We start from the raw sequence: 17,855 nt of genomic DNA on the forward strand, positions 1-17,855 counted from the left end.
GAACATGCATATGGTGGAAGAATACCGAGAAACTGGAAAACTTCGTGAGTCATTGCTCCCCTGGTTGGTTTGTGTGAGCGCTTCTCTATTTTTCTTTTATGAATTTATTCAGGGCAATATGTTTGCCTCCATTGCTGACAACATCATGCAGGATTTTCATATTCAGGCTGATAAAATGGCTTTTTTGTCCAGCATTTACTATGTTTCCAATGTAATTTTCCTGTTCGTAGCGGGTCTGGTTTTAGATACCTATTCCACTAAAAAAACAGTATTGCTGGCCATGTTTTTGTGTGTTTTAAGCACATTTATTCTGGCAAATGCTCAATCGTTTTATCTGGCATTACTTTGCCGCTTTATTACTGGTATTGGCAGCGCTTTTTGCTTTCTTGGCCCAATTCGCCTGGCCTCGCGCTGGTTTCCTCCTCGCAAGATGGCCATGGTTACCGGTATTATCGTGACCATAGCCATGACTGGCGGCATGTTAGCCCAATATCCTTTAACCAAGCTGGTATCACAGGTTGGCTGGCGGGATGCGCTGATTCAGGTAGGATGGCTGGGAATGGCTATATTATGCTTAATGTTCTTTGGCATTATCGAGAAAAAACAAGTCAAGCCATCCTCTTCCTCTCAATCACTGAATGTACTTTCAGTTGCTAAACAAACCTATCTGAATCCTCAAACCTTAAGGGCCGCGCTATATACCAGTCTGATGAATATGGCAATTGCAGTATTTGGTGCCATGATGGGTTCTTTGTATCTGGTACAGCGCCTGGGAGTCAGTAAAGATGATGCGTCAATGGTGAATACCTTGCTATTCCTTGGTGCAATCATTGGTGGCCCATTCATTGGCTGGATCTCCGACAAGCTGGGTCTGAGGATATTACCTATGAAAGTTAGCGTCATTGCATCGCTGGCTACATTACTGGTCGTGCTTTATGCCCCGGTTTCTCTGCCAGTAATGAAGATTTTATTTTTTCTGCTGGGATTTTTTACGGCAGGTCAGGTCATTAGCTATGCGCTGGTTGCAGAAAGTAGTCCCATATCGATTACAGCGACTGCTGTCAGCGTAATCTCGATTTTAACCCAGGGTGGCTACATTATTTATCAGAATCTCTTTAGTGTGCTATTAATGAGTCATGGGGAAATGCAAATGCACGGCGGTACACCAGTCTATTCGTTAGGCGATTACCAATTTGCTGCCATCATTTTGCCTATAGGCTTATTAGTCGCACTGTTTTCTCTATGGGGATTAAGAGAAACTCATGGCCGGCATGTGGAGGCGTAATATGTTGGGTCGCGTTTGTATATTATTGATGGATTCTTTCGGTCTTGGCGCGAGTCAGGATGCAATCCGCTATGGTGATCAGGGCGCTGATACCTTTGGCCATATTCACGCTGCCTGTGCCGAGGGGCAAGCCGACCGCGAAAATGTTCGTCAGGGTCCATTGATGCTTCCTAATCTGGCGCGCCTGGGGCTCTATCATGCGGCATTGGCGAGTACCGGTATTCCACGTATCGATTTGACTACTCTGGATGAGCCTCAAGGCTATTATGGTTATGCGGTGGAACAGAGTCTGGGTAAAGATACACCCAGCGGACATTGGGAGCTGGCAGGGGTTCCTGTTTTATTTGAATGGGGCTATTTTCCAGATACCCCAAACTGTTTCCCCGAAAAATTGATCGCTGATTTTATCAGAGAAACCAAAATCGCCGGGGTACTGGGGCTTAAACATGCGAGCGGCACCCACATTATTGATGAATTGGGTGAAGCGCATATTCTAAGCAATCAGCCAATTGTTTATACCTCCGCTGACAGCGTGTTCCAGATTGCGGCCCATGAAGATTATTTTGGTTTGGACAGGCTGTACGAGATTTGCGAAGTGGCAAGGCGCCTGGTGGATGAGTACCAGATTGGCCGGGTGATTGCACGACCCTTTATCGGCAAGCCGGGAGCATTCACTCGAACGGGGAATCGTAAAGATTACGCTACATTGCCGCCGGCACCCACCTTACTGGATAAGCTCAAAGCAAATAATCGGGAAGTGATTGCAATCGGAAAAGTAGCTGATATTTATGCCCATCAGGGTTTAACTCAAACCATTAAAGCTGACGGCAATATGGCCCTGTTCGATGCAACTCTGAAGGCTATGAATACAGCACCATCGGGTAGTCTGGTCTTTACGAATTTTGTCGATTTTGATTCTTCTTTTGGACACCGCCGCGATGTTATTGGTTATGCACGGGCTCTCGAAGCGTTTGATGTGCGCCTGCCTGAACTTCTGTCAATATTGCAACCAGACGATTTGGTCGTAATAGCGGCAGATCATGGTTGCGATCCCACTCAGCCGGGTTCTGATCATACCCGCGAACATATTCCGGTTCTCGCTTTTGGCAAGAATACTCCCAGCTGCTTTATTGGCAGAAGAGACAGTTTTGCTGATATTGGCCAAAGTATTGCCGAATATCTCGCTATTGAGCCACTGGAAAACGGCGTCTCTTTTCTTAAGACAGCAGCCCCTGACAATGTATCCTGAGCGCTTTAATCAATATTGTAATGGACTTGTTAAACGACTGACCTCTCTTCGCAAATCAATCCTCTACATTCTTTGGTCGGCAAACAGGCCCTTAAAGGCTTATGAGATTCTTGAATTGCTGCTGGAAACGAAAATTAATGCGCAGCCGCCTACCGTCTACAGGGTGCTGGATTATTTCGTTTTTGCAGGATTAGTGCACAAAGTAGAGTCGATACAGTGTTATACCCTTTGCCAGCAGCCAGAGCAGCATTTGCCATCCGAACTCTTGATGGTCTGTAATCACTGCCATCAGGTGCAGGAAGTGTATGATAACCAGCTCAGGCAATTATTCAAACAGATCACTGAAAATTCTCATTTCAACCTGGGGCAAGCAGCTATTGAATTGAAAGGCCTTTGCCAGCTCTGCGAAGAGCAGGGCTGCCTGACTTGCCAGCCTGATTGAGCAGCACCGCCTGAGGCTCATAAAAAATATTTCAATATCTATTGAAAATGACTAATCAATCCCCATTTGACAGCTTTGACTTTTAAAAGAGGAATCAGCCTTGGAGCAATATCGCGGTACTACGATTCTTTCGGTACGACGAGGGAATAAAGTAATTATTGGGGGCGACGGTCAAGTGACACTGGGTAACACGGTGATGAAGGGAAATGCCCGTAAAGTACGCCGTATTTATAAAGACAAGGTGATCGCGGGCTTCGCTGGCGGTACGGCAGATGCCTTCACTTTATTTGAACGATTTGAGCGAAAACTTGAGATGCACCAAGGCCATTTGGTTCGCGCAGCAGTTGAACTGGCAAAAGACTGGCGAACCGATAAAATGCTGCGCCGTCTGGAGGCTCTGCTGGCTGTTGCCGATCATAAGGCTTCTCTGATTATTACCGGAAATGGTGATGTGATTGAACCGGAAGCACATGGACTCATTGCGATTGGTTCCGGAGGTCCATTCGCTCAGTCTGCCGCACGCGCTTTGCTGGAAAACACCGAATTATCAGCCCGGGAAATCGTGGAAAAAAGTCTGCAAATTGCAGGTGAGATTTGTATCTACACCAACCATAATTTAACCATTGAAGAATTGGATAGTGAGCATGAGTAATACTATGATGACTCCACGTGAGATCGTACAGGAGTTAGATCGATATATTATTGGTCAGGATGAAGCCAAAAGAGCAGTAGCAATTGCCTTACGGAATCGCTGGCGGCGCATGCAGATTCAGGATGACTCATTGCGCAATGAAATTATGCCTAAAAATATTCTGATGATTGGTCCAACTGGCGTTGGTAAAACTGAAATTGCACGACGCCTGGCCAAACTGGCGCAAGCACCCTTTATCAAAGTAGAAGCTACCAAGTTTACTGAAGTAGGCTATGTTGGGCGTGATGTCGATTCAATTATCAGAGATTTGGCTGATATCGCTATTAAGCAGGAACGCGAAAATGCGATGCGAAAAGTAGAGCATCTGGCAGAGGATGCGGCTGAAGAGCGTGTACTGGATGCCTTGCTTCCTGCCGCTCGTGGTGCCACGTTCGCCAGCGAAAAAGAGAACTCAACCCGGCAGGTTTTTCGTAAACAGCTGAGGGAAGGTAAGCTGGATGATAATGAAATTGAAATAGAAATTGCTTCTTCACCCGTAGGCATTGAGATTATGGCCCCTCCGGGTATGGAAGAAATGACCAGCCAGCTGCAATCGATGTTTCAGCAAGTGGGAGGCAACGGCCGGACTAAAACCCGTAAAATGATCATTTCCAAAGCCATGAAAATTTTGCGTGAAGAAGAGGCGGCAAAGTTAATCAATGAGGATGATATAAAGCAACGGGCTATTGAAAAGGTCGAACAGCACGGCATTGTGTTTATTGATGAGCTGGATAAAGTGGCCCAGCGCGCAGACACTGGAATGAGCAGTTCTGTTTCCAGAGAAGGGGTTCAGCGGGATCTCCTGCCTTTGGTGGAGGGTTCTACTGTGTCAACCAAATATGGAATGATTAAGTCGGATCACATTTTATTTATTGCTTCCGGTGCATTCCATGTCGCGAAACCTTCGGATTTGATTGCTGAACTTCAGGGACGTCTGCCCATTCGTGTGGAGCTGTCGGCATTAAGCGTGGAAGATTTCGTCCGTATTCTTACTGAGCCAAGCGCATCATTAACCGAGCAGTATTCAGCATTAATGGCTACTGAAGGATTAACGCTGACCTTCGGCGATAGCGGTATTCGCCGTATTGCTGAAGTGGCCTGGAAAGTGAATGAACGTACTGAAAACATTGGCGCCCGCCGTCTCTATACGGTTATGGAACGTCTTTTAGAGGTTATTTCATTTGAGGCAACGGATAAATCAGGTGAATCGGTTCACATTGATGCAGCCTACGTTGAAAAGCACTTGGGTAAACTGGTTGATGATGAGGATTTGGCTCGATATATTTTATAAGTTTGTTGCGCTCGCTATTGACTAATGATCAGCGCAATTTAATGCTATAGATTATTATGACACTAGTTATTCCTCGGACTATAATCCTATAAAGGATTGAAGATCAAACATGGGTGTTAATGAGAGTGTTTAGCCAGGCTGGGTCGTATTGCTGCGAATAGGCTTCAACTTAAGCGAAAATCCCCTCTCCCAAATTGGGAGAGGGCTAGGGTGAGGGTTTGATTTTTAAACCCCTCTCTCTGACTCTCTCCCCTGAGGGGCGAGAGGATGTAAGATGACGCTTAGGTGTTGCTCGCGGGAATATGATCCGGTTTAATGAATTCTCTCTGAATTTAAGAGAATCATAGCCATTACATCTAAAGAATTGCTGTATTAATTTCGCTGTAAATGGCTTATAAGGATCTGAAAGAATGCCAATTCCTTTCATATTGTTGGTAGAGGATAATTTAATTGCTTTGACCACAATTCAAAGTTTAGCCAAGCAAAGCCAGTGTCGCTGGCTATCTGCCGATAATGCTGAACTGGCGTTTAGTTTGGCTACCGAAAATCAATTTGATCTGATCATCACTGATTTGGGATTACCTGATTTTTCCGGCCTGGAGCTGGCCACCAGGATCAGAGACTGGGAAGTTTTAAATAATAAAAAACCTGTTCCTATAATTGGGCTCACTGTTCATGCCATGAATGAAGAAGCGCTCTCGGCAGGAATGAATGATTTATTTATGAAACCGCTGACGAAGGCCGATTTTCAAAAATTACTGGCGGATTACGTGAGCAAATAGCCGCTTGTTATATTGTATTTTAATTCATCTCCAGGCGTCTGTGCTTCTATACTAAAATCATACACACGATTTGTGAGATGTATCATGGCAAGACCCCCTCATTCCAAGTGGCTTAAAATCAAAGAACAGACAGAAGCAGAAAATAATCATTCTCCCGTTGATACCGACGCTGAAATAAAAAGCAGATTTCTTGATACGCAAGCGGGCAGCCCTGTTGATACGACAGAAGAGCTGGATGCCCAGGAAAACAATTTAGGGCCTGAGGATAGCCGGATTGAAACAGCTGAAGAATCATCTTTTACCATTAAGCCTTGAAAACTAATCGATAGTTTACCCCTGCTCAAAAACTGAATTTATGATATCCTGTCCTGGTTAAAAAAGAGGAAGATTAAATGGTTTTTATATTTACTGTTACAACAAAAGATTACGCACGTGATGAATTTATTGAATCCTTTGAAATGATGAAATCAGTGCCTGGATTCCAAAGTATTGAACTGTACCAGGACTGTTCCAACATCAATAAATTTACCTGTGTCGAATATTGGGATAGTCATGAAAGTCATGCGCAACATGTGAAAGAAATTCCTGATGAAATCAGAGATCAATGGCTTGATCTTCTGGAAGAACTTCCACAAGGCCAGTTCTGTAAAAAAATTACAGAAATAACCATTTAGCAGCATGCTGTATCCAGAGACTTTTGAAATCGATTACACTCGATCCCGGGCCCCCGTGAGCCCGGACTCTCTGGCGCAATGAGCGCAACAGTAAAACTCGCCGTTCGCTTCTATTCCGTGCCCTATTATTTTACAGGAACAATGCTTGCATTCAGGGGCTAATTCCTGAATAGCGCATTCAAAGCAGTCAAAAGTATATTGATTGCCATTTTGCTGGATAACTAAAGGATTCTGATAAGCATTTCCACATACTTGACAGGTAGACATAACGATCTCCTTATCGGTGTCTCATTCTTTAACTATAGTCTTATTTGAGACCAATCAGAATAGGATGATCTCAGTTTGCTATAATTTAATAAGGATTGTTCATTAGGGAGATTACCATGCCACGTGGAGACAAATCAAAATATACGGCCAAACAAAAACGCAAAGCCGAACATATTGAAGACAGTTATGAGAAAAAAGGCGTCTCTCATAAAGAGGCCGAAGAACGAGCCTGGCGCACTGTCAATAAACAGGATGGCGGTGGAGAGAAGAAGTAGGCGATGGGCTTGCCCCAATGTACGGCTTTACGATGCCACGTACCGTGACTTCCCCAGCCATGTTGTCTTTGCGAACGTAGTGAAGCAATCCAGATCGAAACTTGCTGGGGGGAGATGCTGAACGGTTTTTTGTGCCCCTATATTCAATTTATCAGTGCGCAGTTATTCGTCGATTTTTTTGGAAAAGGCCATTGCTATCTCTTTACTGTCAGCATTCGTATACAAATCTCTCAGAGATAGAGACAGTGTTGACTTTAACTCGCTGTCCGCTTCGCTAAACACCTTGGCCCAAGGCTGCCAGTCATTATGTTTCAACTCATTCTGAACTGGCAGTTGAAAGGGTAATTGTTGAGTTAACCAATAAAGTGAAACATCACTTAAATCACGGCTTAAATGATAGGTCTCATCGTTGTCAGGGTGAATCAGCTTTAATTTTTCCAGAATTTCAATCATTTTACCAATATCTACCGCATAAGGTCTTACACTGGCTTCTGTTAATTCTGCCAATGTTAATCCTTTACCTCGCTTTTGTGCTTCCCATAAAAGCTTAAGCCACAGTAAGGCATGGAGAAAGCCTGGTAGTGCCGTGCCGGTTCGTCTTTGATGATGCACAGCCAATGCATAGGAAATTTCCGCACCCAATAAAGTAATAATCCATACCCAGTATATCCAGACAAAAAAGATGGGAACGGTGGCAAAAGCACCATAAAGCAGCTGATAGGTATTGTAGCGCCCCAGATAATAGGCAAAAGCCTGCTTTGCTGATTCAAATAAAATGGTTGCGAATAATGCGCCCCAAAACCCGTGGCGAAATTGCACAGGTCGATTAGGTACGACCACATACAAAAAAGTAAAACCGGTTAATGATAGAAAAAAAGGTAAATAATTGAATAAAAAAGAAGGGGTAAATGGGGTCTTCATTAAGGGAAGAGAAAAAAGATAGGAGCTTGCAGCCAGACTTAAGCCTAAAAAGACTGGTGCAAGCGACAAGATAGCCCAGTAAAGTAAAAACGCCGAAACCCCGTGTCGAGAGCAATTTACCCGCCAGATTTTATTCATTGCTTTTTCGATAGTCACCATGACTAATAGTGCAGTCACTATGAGAAAAATGACTCCCCAAACCGGCAATTTGGAAACTTGCGCGGTAAATTGCTGAATGTAAGTTTGAATCACCGCACCGGTAGCGGGGACGAAATTATCGAAAATAAAATTCTGCAGGGGCTGGATAAGGCCCTGAAATACCGGAAATGATGACAAGATGGATAAACCAACGGTCATTAATGGAACGATCGCTAAAAGACTGGTAAATGCTAATGCAGACGCTCGATAGGTGCAGTCATCTTCAAAAAAATGATCCACCACAAAATAGACAAAACGTTTGCTGGTTTCATAGCGGTTTTTCAGCCAGATTTTCAAGTCCATTCGTTCGCACTGTCCTTTAGAGTTTTTATACCTATTGTATCATCGATACCGTTGAGAGTGTTCATCAAACTGTGTCATGCCATGTCACAGATTTGGGAGATCTCTCACTGCGTTCGAGATGACGGCGTGCCTCATGCTGTCTGACTGATCTGTTTCAACTGCTTCCTGAAGGATAATCTAAACATTAGTATTAATCCCAATAGATACACAATCCCCGCAACAAAACAAAAAAAGCCAAAATGAAGATTATTATGCTCTACATAGACATGATTAGCTATCTCCACGCCAATCGCCTGAGCACACATACTGATTAAACTGATCATTGCATATGCTGTTCCCTTTGCAACCGGCGTGCAGAATAACACATAGCGGTTTAATGGTGCCTGCAGTACGCCCAATGCAAATCCATAAATCACAAGGCCTGGCATTAACCAGATGTAACTGGAGGAGAATAGTATTGGAAGTAAATAACAAAGTAATAAACCCAAACTGAAAATCAGGGAACCATTAATAATAATTTGTCTGACCGATAGATGATGGGTGAGCCTGCGCAGATAAAAGTTACCGGCGATTCCGGCACTAAAGATAGGTAATTGCCAGAGTGCATATTGCACAACGCTTAATTTCGCATCCGTAACTAAAATGATCGGCGAGATGGCAATCCAGGCAATACAGGGAATTGCCAGAATCCCCGAGGCAATCGCACCGATCATGAATTCACTGTTAGTTAGTAACCTGAAATAGTTTCCTGCGATTACACGAGGTGCCAACGAAATTTTAGGTATCAGCTCACCGTCTTTTTTTCGAGCCCCCACTGATTCCGGCATAAAATAGTTCAGACCAAGCAGGGCAATAAAAGTAAAGAATGCGATCAGCAGAAAAATGCCTCGCCAGTGAAATAACAGGATGAAGGCGGCACCAGCCAGCGGCCCAATAAGAGGAGCCAGAGAGGCAACATTGGATAGAACAGCGATTAAACGAATAGCATCCATTTCGGCAAAAATTTCCTGCAGAGTGGCATAGCCCACCACCGCAATAAAACATAAGCCCATCCCCTGAAAATAGCGGGCGATTAAAAACTGGGTCATTGAGTGTGAGCCGGCAATGAGTAATGTAAAAATTCCAAACAAAGCGACTCCGACGAGCATGACCGGGCGTCTGCCGAAGGCATCAGAAAGTGGGCCTAGAAAAAGCTGCAGACTGGCTCCACCCAGGATATACACGGTTAAAGACGTAGCGATGGCTGCTTCTGAACCATTAAATGATGAAACCACCTGGATCATTCCTGGCATGATCATATCGTTGGCAATGTAGGTCAGGAATTGGTACAGAACAAGGAAACCAGCAAAGTATAAAGCTTGCTTCCGGGAAATATTAATTAAAGGCTGTGACATGGCTATCAACATAAACAAAGAGAGCATTCATAGATGGTGTTACCAATAGCCGCCAATCATCCAGGCCCGACTGCTGATTTTCACAAATTGGGCAGAGTACTTTGTAGAGCGAATGAATAGTCTCGAAAAAAGTTCACTTATTATACATTGCTTTTTAATAGATGGCTATCCGTCAAACTTCTTGCTAATATAGAGGCTCATCAGTTCTCCTGACTGTTGTCCTCTTTTTGGTTGGCTAAGAAAATGAACAACTAACTTCATATTATGCCCTGGTGCATATCAAAGTACCTGACGCTTCAATGTCGGGATTGTTACAAGAATGTAGCGCTCCTGTTCTCTCATGTTGCTATTAATATTTCAGCGGGTTATGAGAGTGCTTTATTAGGATTGAATTATGACTAAGCAAAAATCACTGACGGCAATTCTGCCTTTGTTTCTGGTATTATTTATCGATGGAATGGGGCTGGGCTTATTATTTCCCATATTAAACGCCATCATTATTGAGCCAGGCTCTGGCTTTCTGCCAGCTTCTCTCAGCGAAGGTATGCGCGATTTTTATTACGGACTGACCATTGGCATCTTTATGCTCTGCTGGTTTTTTGGCGCGGCAGTGTTGGGTGATCTTTCTGATAATGTCGGGCGTAAAAAATCATTGATGATCTGTCTGGTAGGGGCTTTCCTGGGCTATTTGCTATCGGCAATCGCAATTATGTACAGCAGTTTCTGGGCCTTGATTCTCGGCAGAATGATTGCAGGATTTACGGCTGGCAGTCAGCCTATTGCGCAGGCTGCGATTGTTGATGTCAGTTCCGAGGATAACAAGGCAAGAAATATCGGCTGGATCCTCCTTGCGGTTTCCCTGGGATTCGTGCTCGGCCCCGTTTTTGGCGGGCTGCTTTCAGACTCCCGTCTGGTAAGCTGGTTTAATTTTTCCACACCGATGTATTTTGCCGCGGCGATCTCGCTGTTTAACGCGATCATTCTGTCATTCTCCTTTAAAGAAACCTTCACAGGGGGGAATGAGAAAATTAATATTCGCTGGCATCATTCCATCAATATTATTATTTCAGCCTTTAAACATCCCAAAATTGCCAAATATTCGGTGGTACTTCTGATCATGATTTTTGGCTGGAGTAACTACTTTTCATTCATCCCCATGTATCTTTTCCAGTATTACCATTATTCAGTAATGGAAAACTCCTTTTTCCTGGCATTCATGGGACTTGGATTTAGCATTGGCTGCGGCTATATTGTTGATTTTTGCACCAGACGCTTTGAATATAACCGGGTAGTGATTATTGGGTTATTGATAACCGCTTCGCAAGTGTTGATTATGCTATTGGCCGGCGAAGCCTGGGTTGCATGGACGGCTACTTTTATTATCGGTATTAGCCTGTCAGTCGCATACTCAGTGCTTTTGACTATTTTTTCTCATCTGGTAAGTGCCAGAGAGCAGGGTTGGGTTATGGGCGTTACCGGCTCGATTATGGCCTTATGCTTTGGCCTGACCTCTCTGTTCACCGGAATAATAGCGCAGGTAGGCGCCAGTTTACCCATGCTTCTGGCCGTAGGCGGGCTGACGTTTAGTGCCTGGGTGCTCTGGATTGTCAAATCGACCATTCGAATAGCATCTCCTGTGCATTCCTCTGCTCAGGAACTCAAAGAGGAATGTCTGTGATGAAACAAAAACCCTATATTTTGATTTTATATTACTCACGCAAAGGGGCCACCGCACAACTGGCGAAATACATTGCCAGAGGCGTTGAAAGCATTGAAGGGATTGAGGCCCGCCTGCGAACTGTTCCAGCCGTCTCGCCGGCCTGTGAGGCGACAGCTCCTCCGGTTCCAGAGGAAGGAGCTCCCTACGCCAGTCTCGAAGACTTGCAGCATTGCAACGGTCTGGCTTTGGGAAGTCCTACTCGTTTCGGGAATATGGCGGCACCGCTTAAGTATTTTCTTGATTCAAGCACTGCATTATGGCTTTCAGGTGCTTTAGTGGATAAACCAGCCTGTGTATTTACTTCCACCGGCTCCATGCATGGCGGCCAGGAGACGACATTAATCAGTATGATGATGCCTTTGCTGCATCATGGCATGATGATTTTAGGGATCCCTTATACGGAAGCGGCGCTTAACACAACTCAATCCGGAGGTACTCCCTATGGCGCTTCCCATGTGGCGGGACTCGATAATCAAAGTCCCTTAACTGAAGATGAAATCGTTCTGGCTCGCCGCCTCGGACAGCGATTGGCACAGGCGGCTTTGAGACAGTTCCCTGAGCGATAGTGCGTCAGTGTTATTCTCATACATTCCTTAATCAAGTCGATTAAGGAATGTATATTTCATGTTGATAACAATCTCTTCATCATGTATAGTAACAGTACATTCTGTATCAGTTTAAAATTAATCCAACTTGTTAGAGATGTCATTATGCATGCAACTTATTCTCACATCCAGATAAACACCAAAGCCTCCTCAATCTCTGCTGCTCTGGTTATTGGAACACTTAAGAATAAGATGACTGTCCTTCGCCTTCCTTGCCTCTTGTCGTTGTAACCTCGGCATTGTGCTTGGACAGGACATTATTAGCGCAACTACTTATACGCAATACCATATTTATCAATGGAACAGATAATCTTGGTTTAACTGAGAGAATCTTATGTTTAATTTTTTCAAAGCATTCAGTACACAGCAGAGTCCACGATTAACTGCTTTCCCAGCTCCACAAGTGCGCAGCATATGCGGCCTGAACACTCCTGAGCATCTGGTTACCAGGCAGCTCGGTTTTATATTTAGCCAGAAACATTCCAATAATGGCCACTTGCTGCAAATCAATTTACATAATCATCATGTTGCAGATGCAGCCCAAAAGAAAAATAGAGGTGAGGAAAAAGAGCAGGAATTAATCACGCAAGTGACCGAATCGGTGGAAAGGATGGTCACAAAGCATCCTGACTCGCTGTTCATAGGGGTGACACCTACTCAGAAAATGAGTAAAGGCGCTGGTCTGTACCCTGGTCATGGCTTCTCGTTCCTGACCGATACCAAGGGCCAAATCCAGGGTCATGTCAGTAAAAGACCCGATACCTTATCGATAGTGGGTAAGCGAAACGCCTATCGAGATGCTCAATTTGAGGGTAAATCTGCAAAGCAGATGCTGGATGAGCAGATGTATGTTTATAATTCGACATTTAGCCGTTTAAAATATGATATTGGGAAGTGGCGTGAGCGATCCCTGAACCTAGAGGGCAGCTATCCTCTTTTGATTGTCCAATTACCTTTTGGTCCCGGGGTTAAAGTGAGTTCCAATGACTATTTGGCAAGGGAAAGGGAGTTGATTGAACATAAAAGGCCTTATCATTTATTCCCGGAAAGAAAGCCGGATGGCAGTGTGCAACGTCCCAATAATTGTTTAACCGCGGTTGCCCAGGTTGTTTTAGGTTACGAATATTATTCAACGCTGTGCGATAGCATGTACTGCCAGCAGGCTTTGGTTGAATTGGTAAAGCGTGTCATTGAAAATCCAGATGATTTTCTGGAGCAAACCCAGAAATTAAATCTCCTGGAGGGCGTGGAGGACTGTCCTTTAAAAACTGAAGATTATCTGGGCACTTTTCTTTGCTGAAAATACTCTCTCCCTCAGGGAGAGAGTTAGAGAGGGATTTAAAATCAACCCTCACCCTTGCCCTTTCCCAGCTTGGGAGAGGGGATTTTCTCTTTTTTCTTCCAGAGCGAACCAAGATAACTGCTGATAACATAAAATACCGGTGTGAAGACAAGTCCAAAAAAAGTAACTCCCAGCATCCCGCTAAATACCGCAACCCCTAATGCTCGTCTCATCTCAGCGCCTGCTCCAATTGCGATAACCAAAGGAAAAACTCCGAGAATAAACGCAAAGGAAGTCATCAAAATGGGTCGTAACCGAAGCCGGGCGGCTTCCATCGCGGCTTTCCAGCGGCTCTCCCCCTGGTTTTCAAGCTGGCGGGCAAACTCCACGATTAAAATCGCATTTTTGGAGGCCAGGCCGACTAACACCAAAAAGCCGATTTGCGTCATGATATTGTTATCCATGCCCAATAATTTAATACCAATAAGTGAAGAAAAAAGGCACATTGGGACAATTAAAATAATGGCTAAAGGCAAAATCCAGCTCTCATACTGAGCCGCCAGCAGCAGGAAAACGAAGACTACGCTTAAGGTAAAGGCAATTACCGCAGTATTACCAACCGCTCGTTCCTGAAAGGCGATTTCAGTCCATTCAAAGTCAAGGCCATAAGGCAAAAACTGCCGGGCCAGTTGTTCCATTGTGTCCAGTGCGGTTCCGGAGCTATAGCCAGGCTTGGTATCCCCCAATAATTCAATAGCGGGATATAAATTAAAATGGGGAATACGCGAGGGGCCCGTGGTGTTTTCTAATCTGGCTACTGAGCCGATAGGTACCATTTGTCCATCTTCATTGCGCACTTTTAAACGCAGCACATCATCGGGGGTCAGGCGATAATTGGCATCTGCCTGCGCGATGACTCTGAATGTCCGGCCCAGATAGTTGAATTCATTAATGAATACCGAACCCAGATACACTTCCAGGGCTTCAATGACGCTGGCCACACGAACGCCCAGTCGCTCCGCGCGATCTCTGTCGAAATTAAGACGAAGACGCGGTGTCTTATTTTCAAAAAAGGTAAACACTGAAGTAGTGGCCTCTGCCTGGTTAGCGCGGGCAGCTAAATCAAGCGTGGCTTTCTCAAGTTCATTCGTTCCAAGACCGGCCCGATCCTGAATCATCATTTTAAAACCACCGGCGTTGCCGATCCCGCGCACCGGAGGCGGTGGAATCACCACAATGGTCGCATCAAGGATACTGCCAAGCTCCTGACGCATGCGATTTAGAATGCCATCATAAGACAAATTCTTTTTTTCTCGTTTTTCAAAGGACTCGAGAACGGCAAAAATTGCCCCGTTATTTGATGAGTTCGTAAAGGTCGCGCCCGAAAATCCGGTGAAGCCCACCGCATTGGCAACGCCAGGAATTGCCAGCAGTTTGTCAATCGCCTGTTTAACTACCTCATCAGTGCGGGAAAGTGAGGCGCCTGAGGGTAACTGGATGGAGACGATAAAATATCCAATATCCTGTTTGGGAATGAAGCCGCCGGGAATGCTTCTGAACAGAAAAATGGTAGAGCTTATTAAAATCAGATAAATCACTATCATCAAACCATTTCGGCGAGTCAGCTTACAGACCAGCCTGCCGTATTTTTCTGAACCTCTTTCCATGCAGTGGTTAAATCCTCTGGCCATTCGGTGAAAGGGTTTTCGCCAGAAGGGCAGATTTTGCTGCTGAAGTTCCGGTGGTTTTCTAAGTAGAAGTGCCGCCAGTGCCGGACTTAAAGTCAGGGAAACAAAAACCGAGATTATCGTTGCGACTGCAACCGTGGCTCCAAACTGCTGGTAAAATTTCCCGGAAATACCCTCTAAAAATAAGGTGGGCAAAAAGACTGCGACTAAAACCAGCCCGATTGCGACCAGGGCAGAGCCCACCTCGGTCATGGTTTTCCTGGCCGCATCGCGCGGTTCCATGCCATTATGGATATTTCTTTCCATATTTTCGACGACTACAATCGCATCATCAACCACAATACCAATGGCTAAAACCAATCCAAACAAAGTCAGATAGTTTAATGAAAAACCAATCGCTTCAAGAACTACGAAACTCCCAATCAGGGAAACGGGGATTGCTATGACCGGGATAATTGCTGCACGCCAGGTCTGCAGAAAAATAATAATAACGAGCACAACCAGCGCAATCGCTTCAAAAATAGTATGCTGTACGGCATTGATTGACTCTTGAACAAATAGAGTGGGGTTATAGGCAATTTTATAGGACAAGCCTGGAGGAAAGCGAGGGGAGAGCTCTTTCATGGTTGCAACGATTTCTTTTGCCGTCTGCAGGGCATTAGTGCCTGGTCGCTGGAAAACAGGTAATGCGACTGCAGGGTATTTATTTAACCACCCCTTGATTAAATAATTCTGTGTCCCCAGCTCAACTCTTCCTATATCGCGAAGATAAACAATGCGTCCATCTTTGGACTTGATGATGATCTTCTCGAATTCTTCAGGTTTAATCAGTCTTCCCTGCGTCTCTATGTTAAATTCGATCCCGAATTGTCGATCTTGTGGCTGCTGGTTCAAAATCCCACTGGCTACCTGTACATTTTGTGAGCGAAGGGCTGCTAATACATCGCTGGCGGTAATATCGGCTGAATTCATCAGATCAGGATTGAGCCAAATGCGCATGGCGTATTCACTGGCACCAAAAAGACGAATATCGCCCACACCGTCAATCCGCCGGATTTTATCGCGCAATTGCAGGACGGCATAATTGCCGATATAGGTTTGATCATATTTGTTGTTGGGGGAGAAGAGGTTAATCACTAACATTAAGTCAGGCGAGTTTTTTACGGTGGTAATGCCGATGCGCCGAACCTCTTCCGGAAGTTTTGGCTCAACAATTGCCACCCTGTTTTGCACCAATACCTGCGCCTGATCCAGATCGGTACCAATTTTGAAGGCAATAGTCAGACGCATCTGGCCGTCACTGGTGGATTGAGAGTCCATGTACAGCATATTCTCAACTCCATTGACTTCCTGCTCAATGGGTGTCGCCACCGTATCCGCTACTGTTTTGGCATCAGCCCCGGGATACTGAGCAGTCACCTGAATAGTGGGAGGAACGATGGGGGGATATTGCTCAACAGGCAGATTCATATAGGAAAGACTGCCCACCAGCACAATAATAATGGCGATAACTGTTGCAAAAATAGGGCGATCTATAAAAAAGTGCGCAATTTTCATTGAGTCAGTTATTCCTTGAGCGTAATAAGTTTGGGTTTCACCAATTGATCAGCGATCTGAATGCGTTGTATCCCATCAATCACTACTTTCTCATTCGCTTTAAGTCCCTTGCGAATGATATAAAATCCACTGTCTCTTAAGGGACCGAGTTCAATATAGACTCGACTAACCTGATTTTTATCATTCACCACATAGACAAACTGCCGGCTCTGATCCATGCTAATGGCTTTATCGGGAAGCAATAAGGCCTCATATTCACCACTGGCAATTAAACGCGCTCTGCCAAACAGGCCAGGATAGATTACTGCATCAGGATTTGGAACCAACGCTCTGCCTTGAATGGTGCCTGTTTGCTGATCCACTATATTGTCTACGAAATCCATTTTACCCTGATGCGGGAAGCCTTTCTCATCGGGAAGCTGAATCAGAATCTGGTTAGGATAGCGATCCGAGCTTGGACGTTTGCCGGCGCGATCCAGCCGGATGTATTTTAATAAGTCATTTTGACTGGCTTCAAAATAGAAATGGATTGGGTCTACCGAAACCACGCGGGTTAACACCGTATCATCCATACGGACCAAGTTGCCGACACTGACAAAGTAGCGGCTGATCTTGCCATCGATTGGGGAGGTAATCTGTGTAAATTCTACATTGAGTTTCGCCTCATTGACTCGGGTCTCTGCGACTTGCATTTCCTGAAGACGCTGATCAATCACTTCTGCGGAAATGAAACTTTCTTTCTGCAACTTAATTGCACGTTCATAACCTCGTTTCGCCACTTCAAACTGGGCCTGTGCGCGTGCCAGTGCGTACTCAAAAGGCCGGGGATCGATAATGAAAAGCACATCGCCTTTTTTTACACGCTGTCCGTCTTTGAATTTGATTTCCTGCAGGTAGCCGGTGACTCTTGCGCGCACATCCACTTCCTGAATCGCCTGAAAGCGCCCGGTATATTCGTCCCATTCGATGATTTTCTTTTTCAAAGGATAGGCCACAATCACTTCAGCGGGCGCTGCGGCAGGTTTTTTCTGCTCTTTATTACAGGCGCTGAGTGAAACAATGGCAAGGACGATTAGATTAATCAGTATGGTCGTCCGTTTTAATCGCATGAAACTGTCCCTGTTGTGGCTAGAGAAATATCCTAAACGATAGTCATAACGAATCATAGAGCCTTAATGCAAAGTATTTTGCTTTGCGAGGCAATTCGGTAAAATGTGAGTTAATCTTATGA

The 17,855-nt window shown here is 44.9% G+C and carries 17 protein-coding genes; 12 read left to right on the top strand and 5 right to left on the bottom strand.

Features of this window, described 5'->3' with window-relative positions; all coding sequences use genetic code 11:
• Positions 1-4: 4 nt before the first annotated feature.
• From LXA66_RS01040 to LXA66_RS01075, 8 genes are all read left to right on the top strand, one after another.
• On the top strand, positions 5-1,285 hold the full coding sequence (locus LXA66_RS01040; protein WP_133139356.1) for an MFS transporter: 1,281 nt from the start codon (positions 5-7) through the stop codon (positions 1,283-1,285).
• A 1-nt stretch (position 1,286) separates the two neighbouring features.
• Complete coding sequence (locus LXA66_RS01045) at positions 1,287-2,534, top strand: phosphopentomutase (RefSeq protein ID WP_233011567.1); 1,248 nt, start codon at positions 1,287-1,289, stop codon at positions 2,532-2,534.
• A complete protein-coding gene (locus LXA66_RS01050) occupies positions 2,524-2,976 on the top strand; it encodes a Fur family transcriptional regulator (RefSeq protein ID WP_233011568.1) in 453 nt (150 codons plus the stop codon). The genes LXA66_RS01045 and LXA66_RS01050 overlap by 11 nt, the downstream gene beginning before the upstream one ends.
• A gap of 100 nt (positions 2,977-3,076) precedes the next feature.
• Positions 3,077-3,628: an ATP-dependent protease subunit HslV gene (hslV, locus tag LXA66_RS01055; protein WP_112220188.1), complete on the top strand. Its 552-nt coding sequence runs from the start codon at positions 3,077-3,079 to the stop codon at positions 3,626-3,628.
• A gap of 4 nt (positions 3,629-3,632) precedes the next feature.
• Entirely contained in the window at positions 3,633-4,958 is a 1,326-nt protein-coding gene (gene hslU, locus LXA66_RS01060) for an ATP-dependent protease ATPase subunit HslU (protein ID WP_233011569.1), read from the top strand.
• Positions 4,959-5,368: 410 nt separating this feature from the next.
• Complete coding sequence (locus tag LXA66_RS01065) at positions 5,369-5,740, top strand: response regulator (RefSeq protein ID WP_112220079.1); 372 nt, start codon at positions 5,369-5,371, stop codon at positions 5,738-5,740.
• Between the two features lie 84 nt (positions 5,741-5,824).
• On the top strand, positions 5,825-6,055 hold the full coding sequence (locus LXA66_RS01070; RefSeq protein WP_233011570.1) for a hypothetical protein: 231 nt from the start codon (positions 5,825-5,827) through the stop codon (positions 6,053-6,055).
• 77 nt (positions 6,056-6,132) lie between these two features.
• A complete protein-coding gene (locus LXA66_RS01075) occupies positions 6,133-6,414 on the top strand; it encodes an antibiotic biosynthesis monooxygenase (protein WP_233011571.1) in 282 nt (93 codons plus the stop codon).
• A 33-nt stretch (positions 6,415-6,447) separates the two neighbouring features.
• Here the strand turns inward: LXA66_RS01075 and LXA66_RS01080 are convergent, their stop codons facing one another.
• A complete protein-coding gene (locus LXA66_RS01080; RefSeq protein WP_233011572.1) occupies positions 6,448-6,681 on the bottom strand; it encodes a hypothetical protein in 234 nt (77 codons plus the stop codon).
• A 116-nt stretch (positions 6,682-6,797) separates the two neighbouring features.
• Here LXA66_RS01080 and LXA66_RS01085 point away from each other — a divergent pair, with 116 nt between their 5' ends.
• A complete protein-coding gene (locus LXA66_RS01085) occupies positions 6,798-6,956 on the top strand; it encodes a hypothetical protein (protein WP_058507838.1) in 159 nt (52 codons plus the stop codon).
• 162 nt (positions 6,957-7,118) lie between these two features.
• On the opposite strand, the gene LXA66_RS01090 is transcribed toward LXA66_RS01085, so the two are convergent.
• A complete protein-coding gene (locus LXA66_RS01090) occupies positions 7,119-8,378 on the bottom strand; it encodes a YihY family inner membrane protein (protein WP_233011573.1) in 1,260 nt (419 codons plus the stop codon).
• A 131-nt stretch (positions 8,379-8,509) separates the two neighbouring features.
• Positions 8,510-9,772: an MFS transporter gene (locus LXA66_RS01095; RefSeq protein WP_255664979.1), complete on the bottom strand. Its 1,263-nt coding sequence runs from the start codon at positions 9,770-9,772 to the stop codon at positions 8,510-8,512.
• A 394-nt stretch (positions 9,773-10,166) separates the two neighbouring features.
• Here LXA66_RS01095 and LXA66_RS01100 point away from each other — a divergent pair, with 394 nt between their 5' ends.
• From LXA66_RS01100 to LXA66_RS01110, 3 genes are all read left to right on the top strand, one after another.
• Entirely contained in the window at positions 10,167-11,450 is a 1,284-nt protein-coding gene (locus LXA66_RS01100) for an MFS transporter (protein WP_233011575.1), read from the top strand.
• Positions 11,450-12,058 (top strand): NAD(P)H:quinone oxidoreductase, encoded by a 609-nt coding sequence (gene wrbA, locus LXA66_RS01105; protein WP_233012046.1) that lies wholly within the window; start codon positions 11,450-11,452, stop codon positions 12,056-12,058. The genes LXA66_RS01100 and wrbA overlap by 1 nt, the downstream gene beginning before the upstream one ends.
• 373 nt (positions 12,059-12,431) lie before the next feature.
• Positions 12,432-13,397, top strand: coding sequence for a hypothetical protein (locus LXA66_RS01110; RefSeq protein ID WP_233011576.1), 966 nt, complete (start codon positions 12,432-12,434; stop codon positions 13,395-13,397).
• A 44-nt stretch (positions 13,398-13,441) separates the two neighbouring features.
• Here the strand turns inward: LXA66_RS01110 and LXA66_RS01115 are convergent, their stop codons facing one another.
• Both LXA66_RS01115 and LXA66_RS01120 read right to left on the bottom strand, forming a co-directional pair.
• On the bottom strand, positions 13,442-16,624 hold the full coding sequence (locus tag LXA66_RS01115) for an efflux RND transporter permease subunit (protein WP_233011577.1): 3,183 nt from the start codon (positions 16,622-16,624) through the stop codon (positions 13,442-13,444).
• A gap of 8 nt (positions 16,625-16,632) precedes the next feature.
• The gene (locus tag LXA66_RS01120) at positions 16,633-17,733 is read right to left on the bottom strand and encodes an efflux RND transporter periplasmic adaptor subunit (protein ID WP_112220071.1); all 1,101 of its coding nucleotides are present in this window, start codon (positions 17,731-17,733) and stop codon (positions 16,633-16,635) included.
• Between the last annotated feature and the right edge of the window lie 122 nt (positions 17,734-17,855).

Source organism: Legionella sp. 16cNR16C (assembly GCF_021297775.1).
Classification (GTDB): Bacteria; Pseudomonadota; Gammaproteobacteria; order Legionellales; family Legionellaceae; genus Legionella_C; species Legionella_C quinlivanii_A.

Bases quoted from the DNA above. Each gene is read 5' to 3' on its own strand.
- LXA66_RS01080 (WP_233011572.1), bottom strand. From the start codon at position 6,681: ATGTCTACCTGTCAAGTATGTGGAAATGCTTATCAGAATCCTTTAGTT.
- LXA66_RS01085 (WP_058507838.1), top strand. From the start codon at position 6,798: ATGCCACGTGGAGACAAATCAAAATATACGGCCAAACAAAAACGCAAA.
- LXA66_RS01095 (WP_255664979.1), bottom strand. From the start codon at position 9,772: ATGTCACAGCCTTTAATTAATATTTCCCGGAAGCAAGCTTTATACTTT.
- wrbA (WP_233012046.1), top strand. From the start codon at position 11,450: ATGAAACAAAAACCCTATATTTTGATTTTATATTACTCACGCAAAGGG.
- LXA66_RS01075 (WP_233011571.1), top strand. From the start codon at position 6,133: ATGGTTTTTATATTTACTGTTACAACAAAAGATTACGCACGTGATGAA.
- LXA66_RS01040 (WP_133139356.1), top strand. From the start codon at position 5: ATGCATATGGTGGAAGAATACCGAGAAACTGGAAAACTTCGTGAGTCA.
- LXA66_RS01100 (WP_233011575.1), top strand. From the start codon at position 10,167: ATGACTAAGCAAAAATCACTGACGGCAATTCTGCCTTTGTTTCTGGTA.
- LXA66_RS01045 (WP_233011567.1), top strand. From the start codon at position 1,287: ATGTTGGGTCGCGTTTGTATATTATTGATGGATTCTTTCGGTCTTGGC.
- LXA66_RS01050 (WP_233011568.1), top strand. From the start codon at position 2,524: ATGTATCCTGAGCGCTTTAATCAATATTGTAATGGACTTGTTAAACGA.
- LXA66_RS01115 (WP_233011577.1), bottom strand. From the start codon at position 16,624: ATGAAAATTGCGCACTTTTTTATAGATCGCCCTATTTTTGCAACAGTT.
- LXA66_RS01070 (WP_233011570.1), top strand. From the start codon at position 5,825: ATGGCAAGACCCCCTCATTCCAAGTGGCTTAAAATCAAAGAACAGACA.
- LXA66_RS01110 (WP_233011576.1), top strand. From the start codon at position 12,432: ATGTTTAATTTTTTCAAAGCATTCAGTACACAGCAGAGTCCACGATTA.
- hslU (WP_233011569.1), top strand. From the start codon at position 3,633: ATGATGACTCCACGTGAGATCGTACAGGAGTTAGATCGATATATTATT.
- LXA66_RS01065 (WP_112220079.1), top strand. From the start codon at position 5,369: ATGCCAATTCCTTTCATATTGTTGGTAGAGGATAATTTAATTGCTTTG.
- LXA66_RS01120 (WP_112220071.1), bottom strand. From the start codon at position 17,733: ATGCGATTAAAACGGACGACCATACTGATTAATCTAATCGTCCTTGCC.
- LXA66_RS01090 (WP_233011573.1), bottom strand. From the start codon at position 8,378: ATGGACTTGAAAATCTGGCTGAAAAACCGCTATGAAACCAGCAAACGT.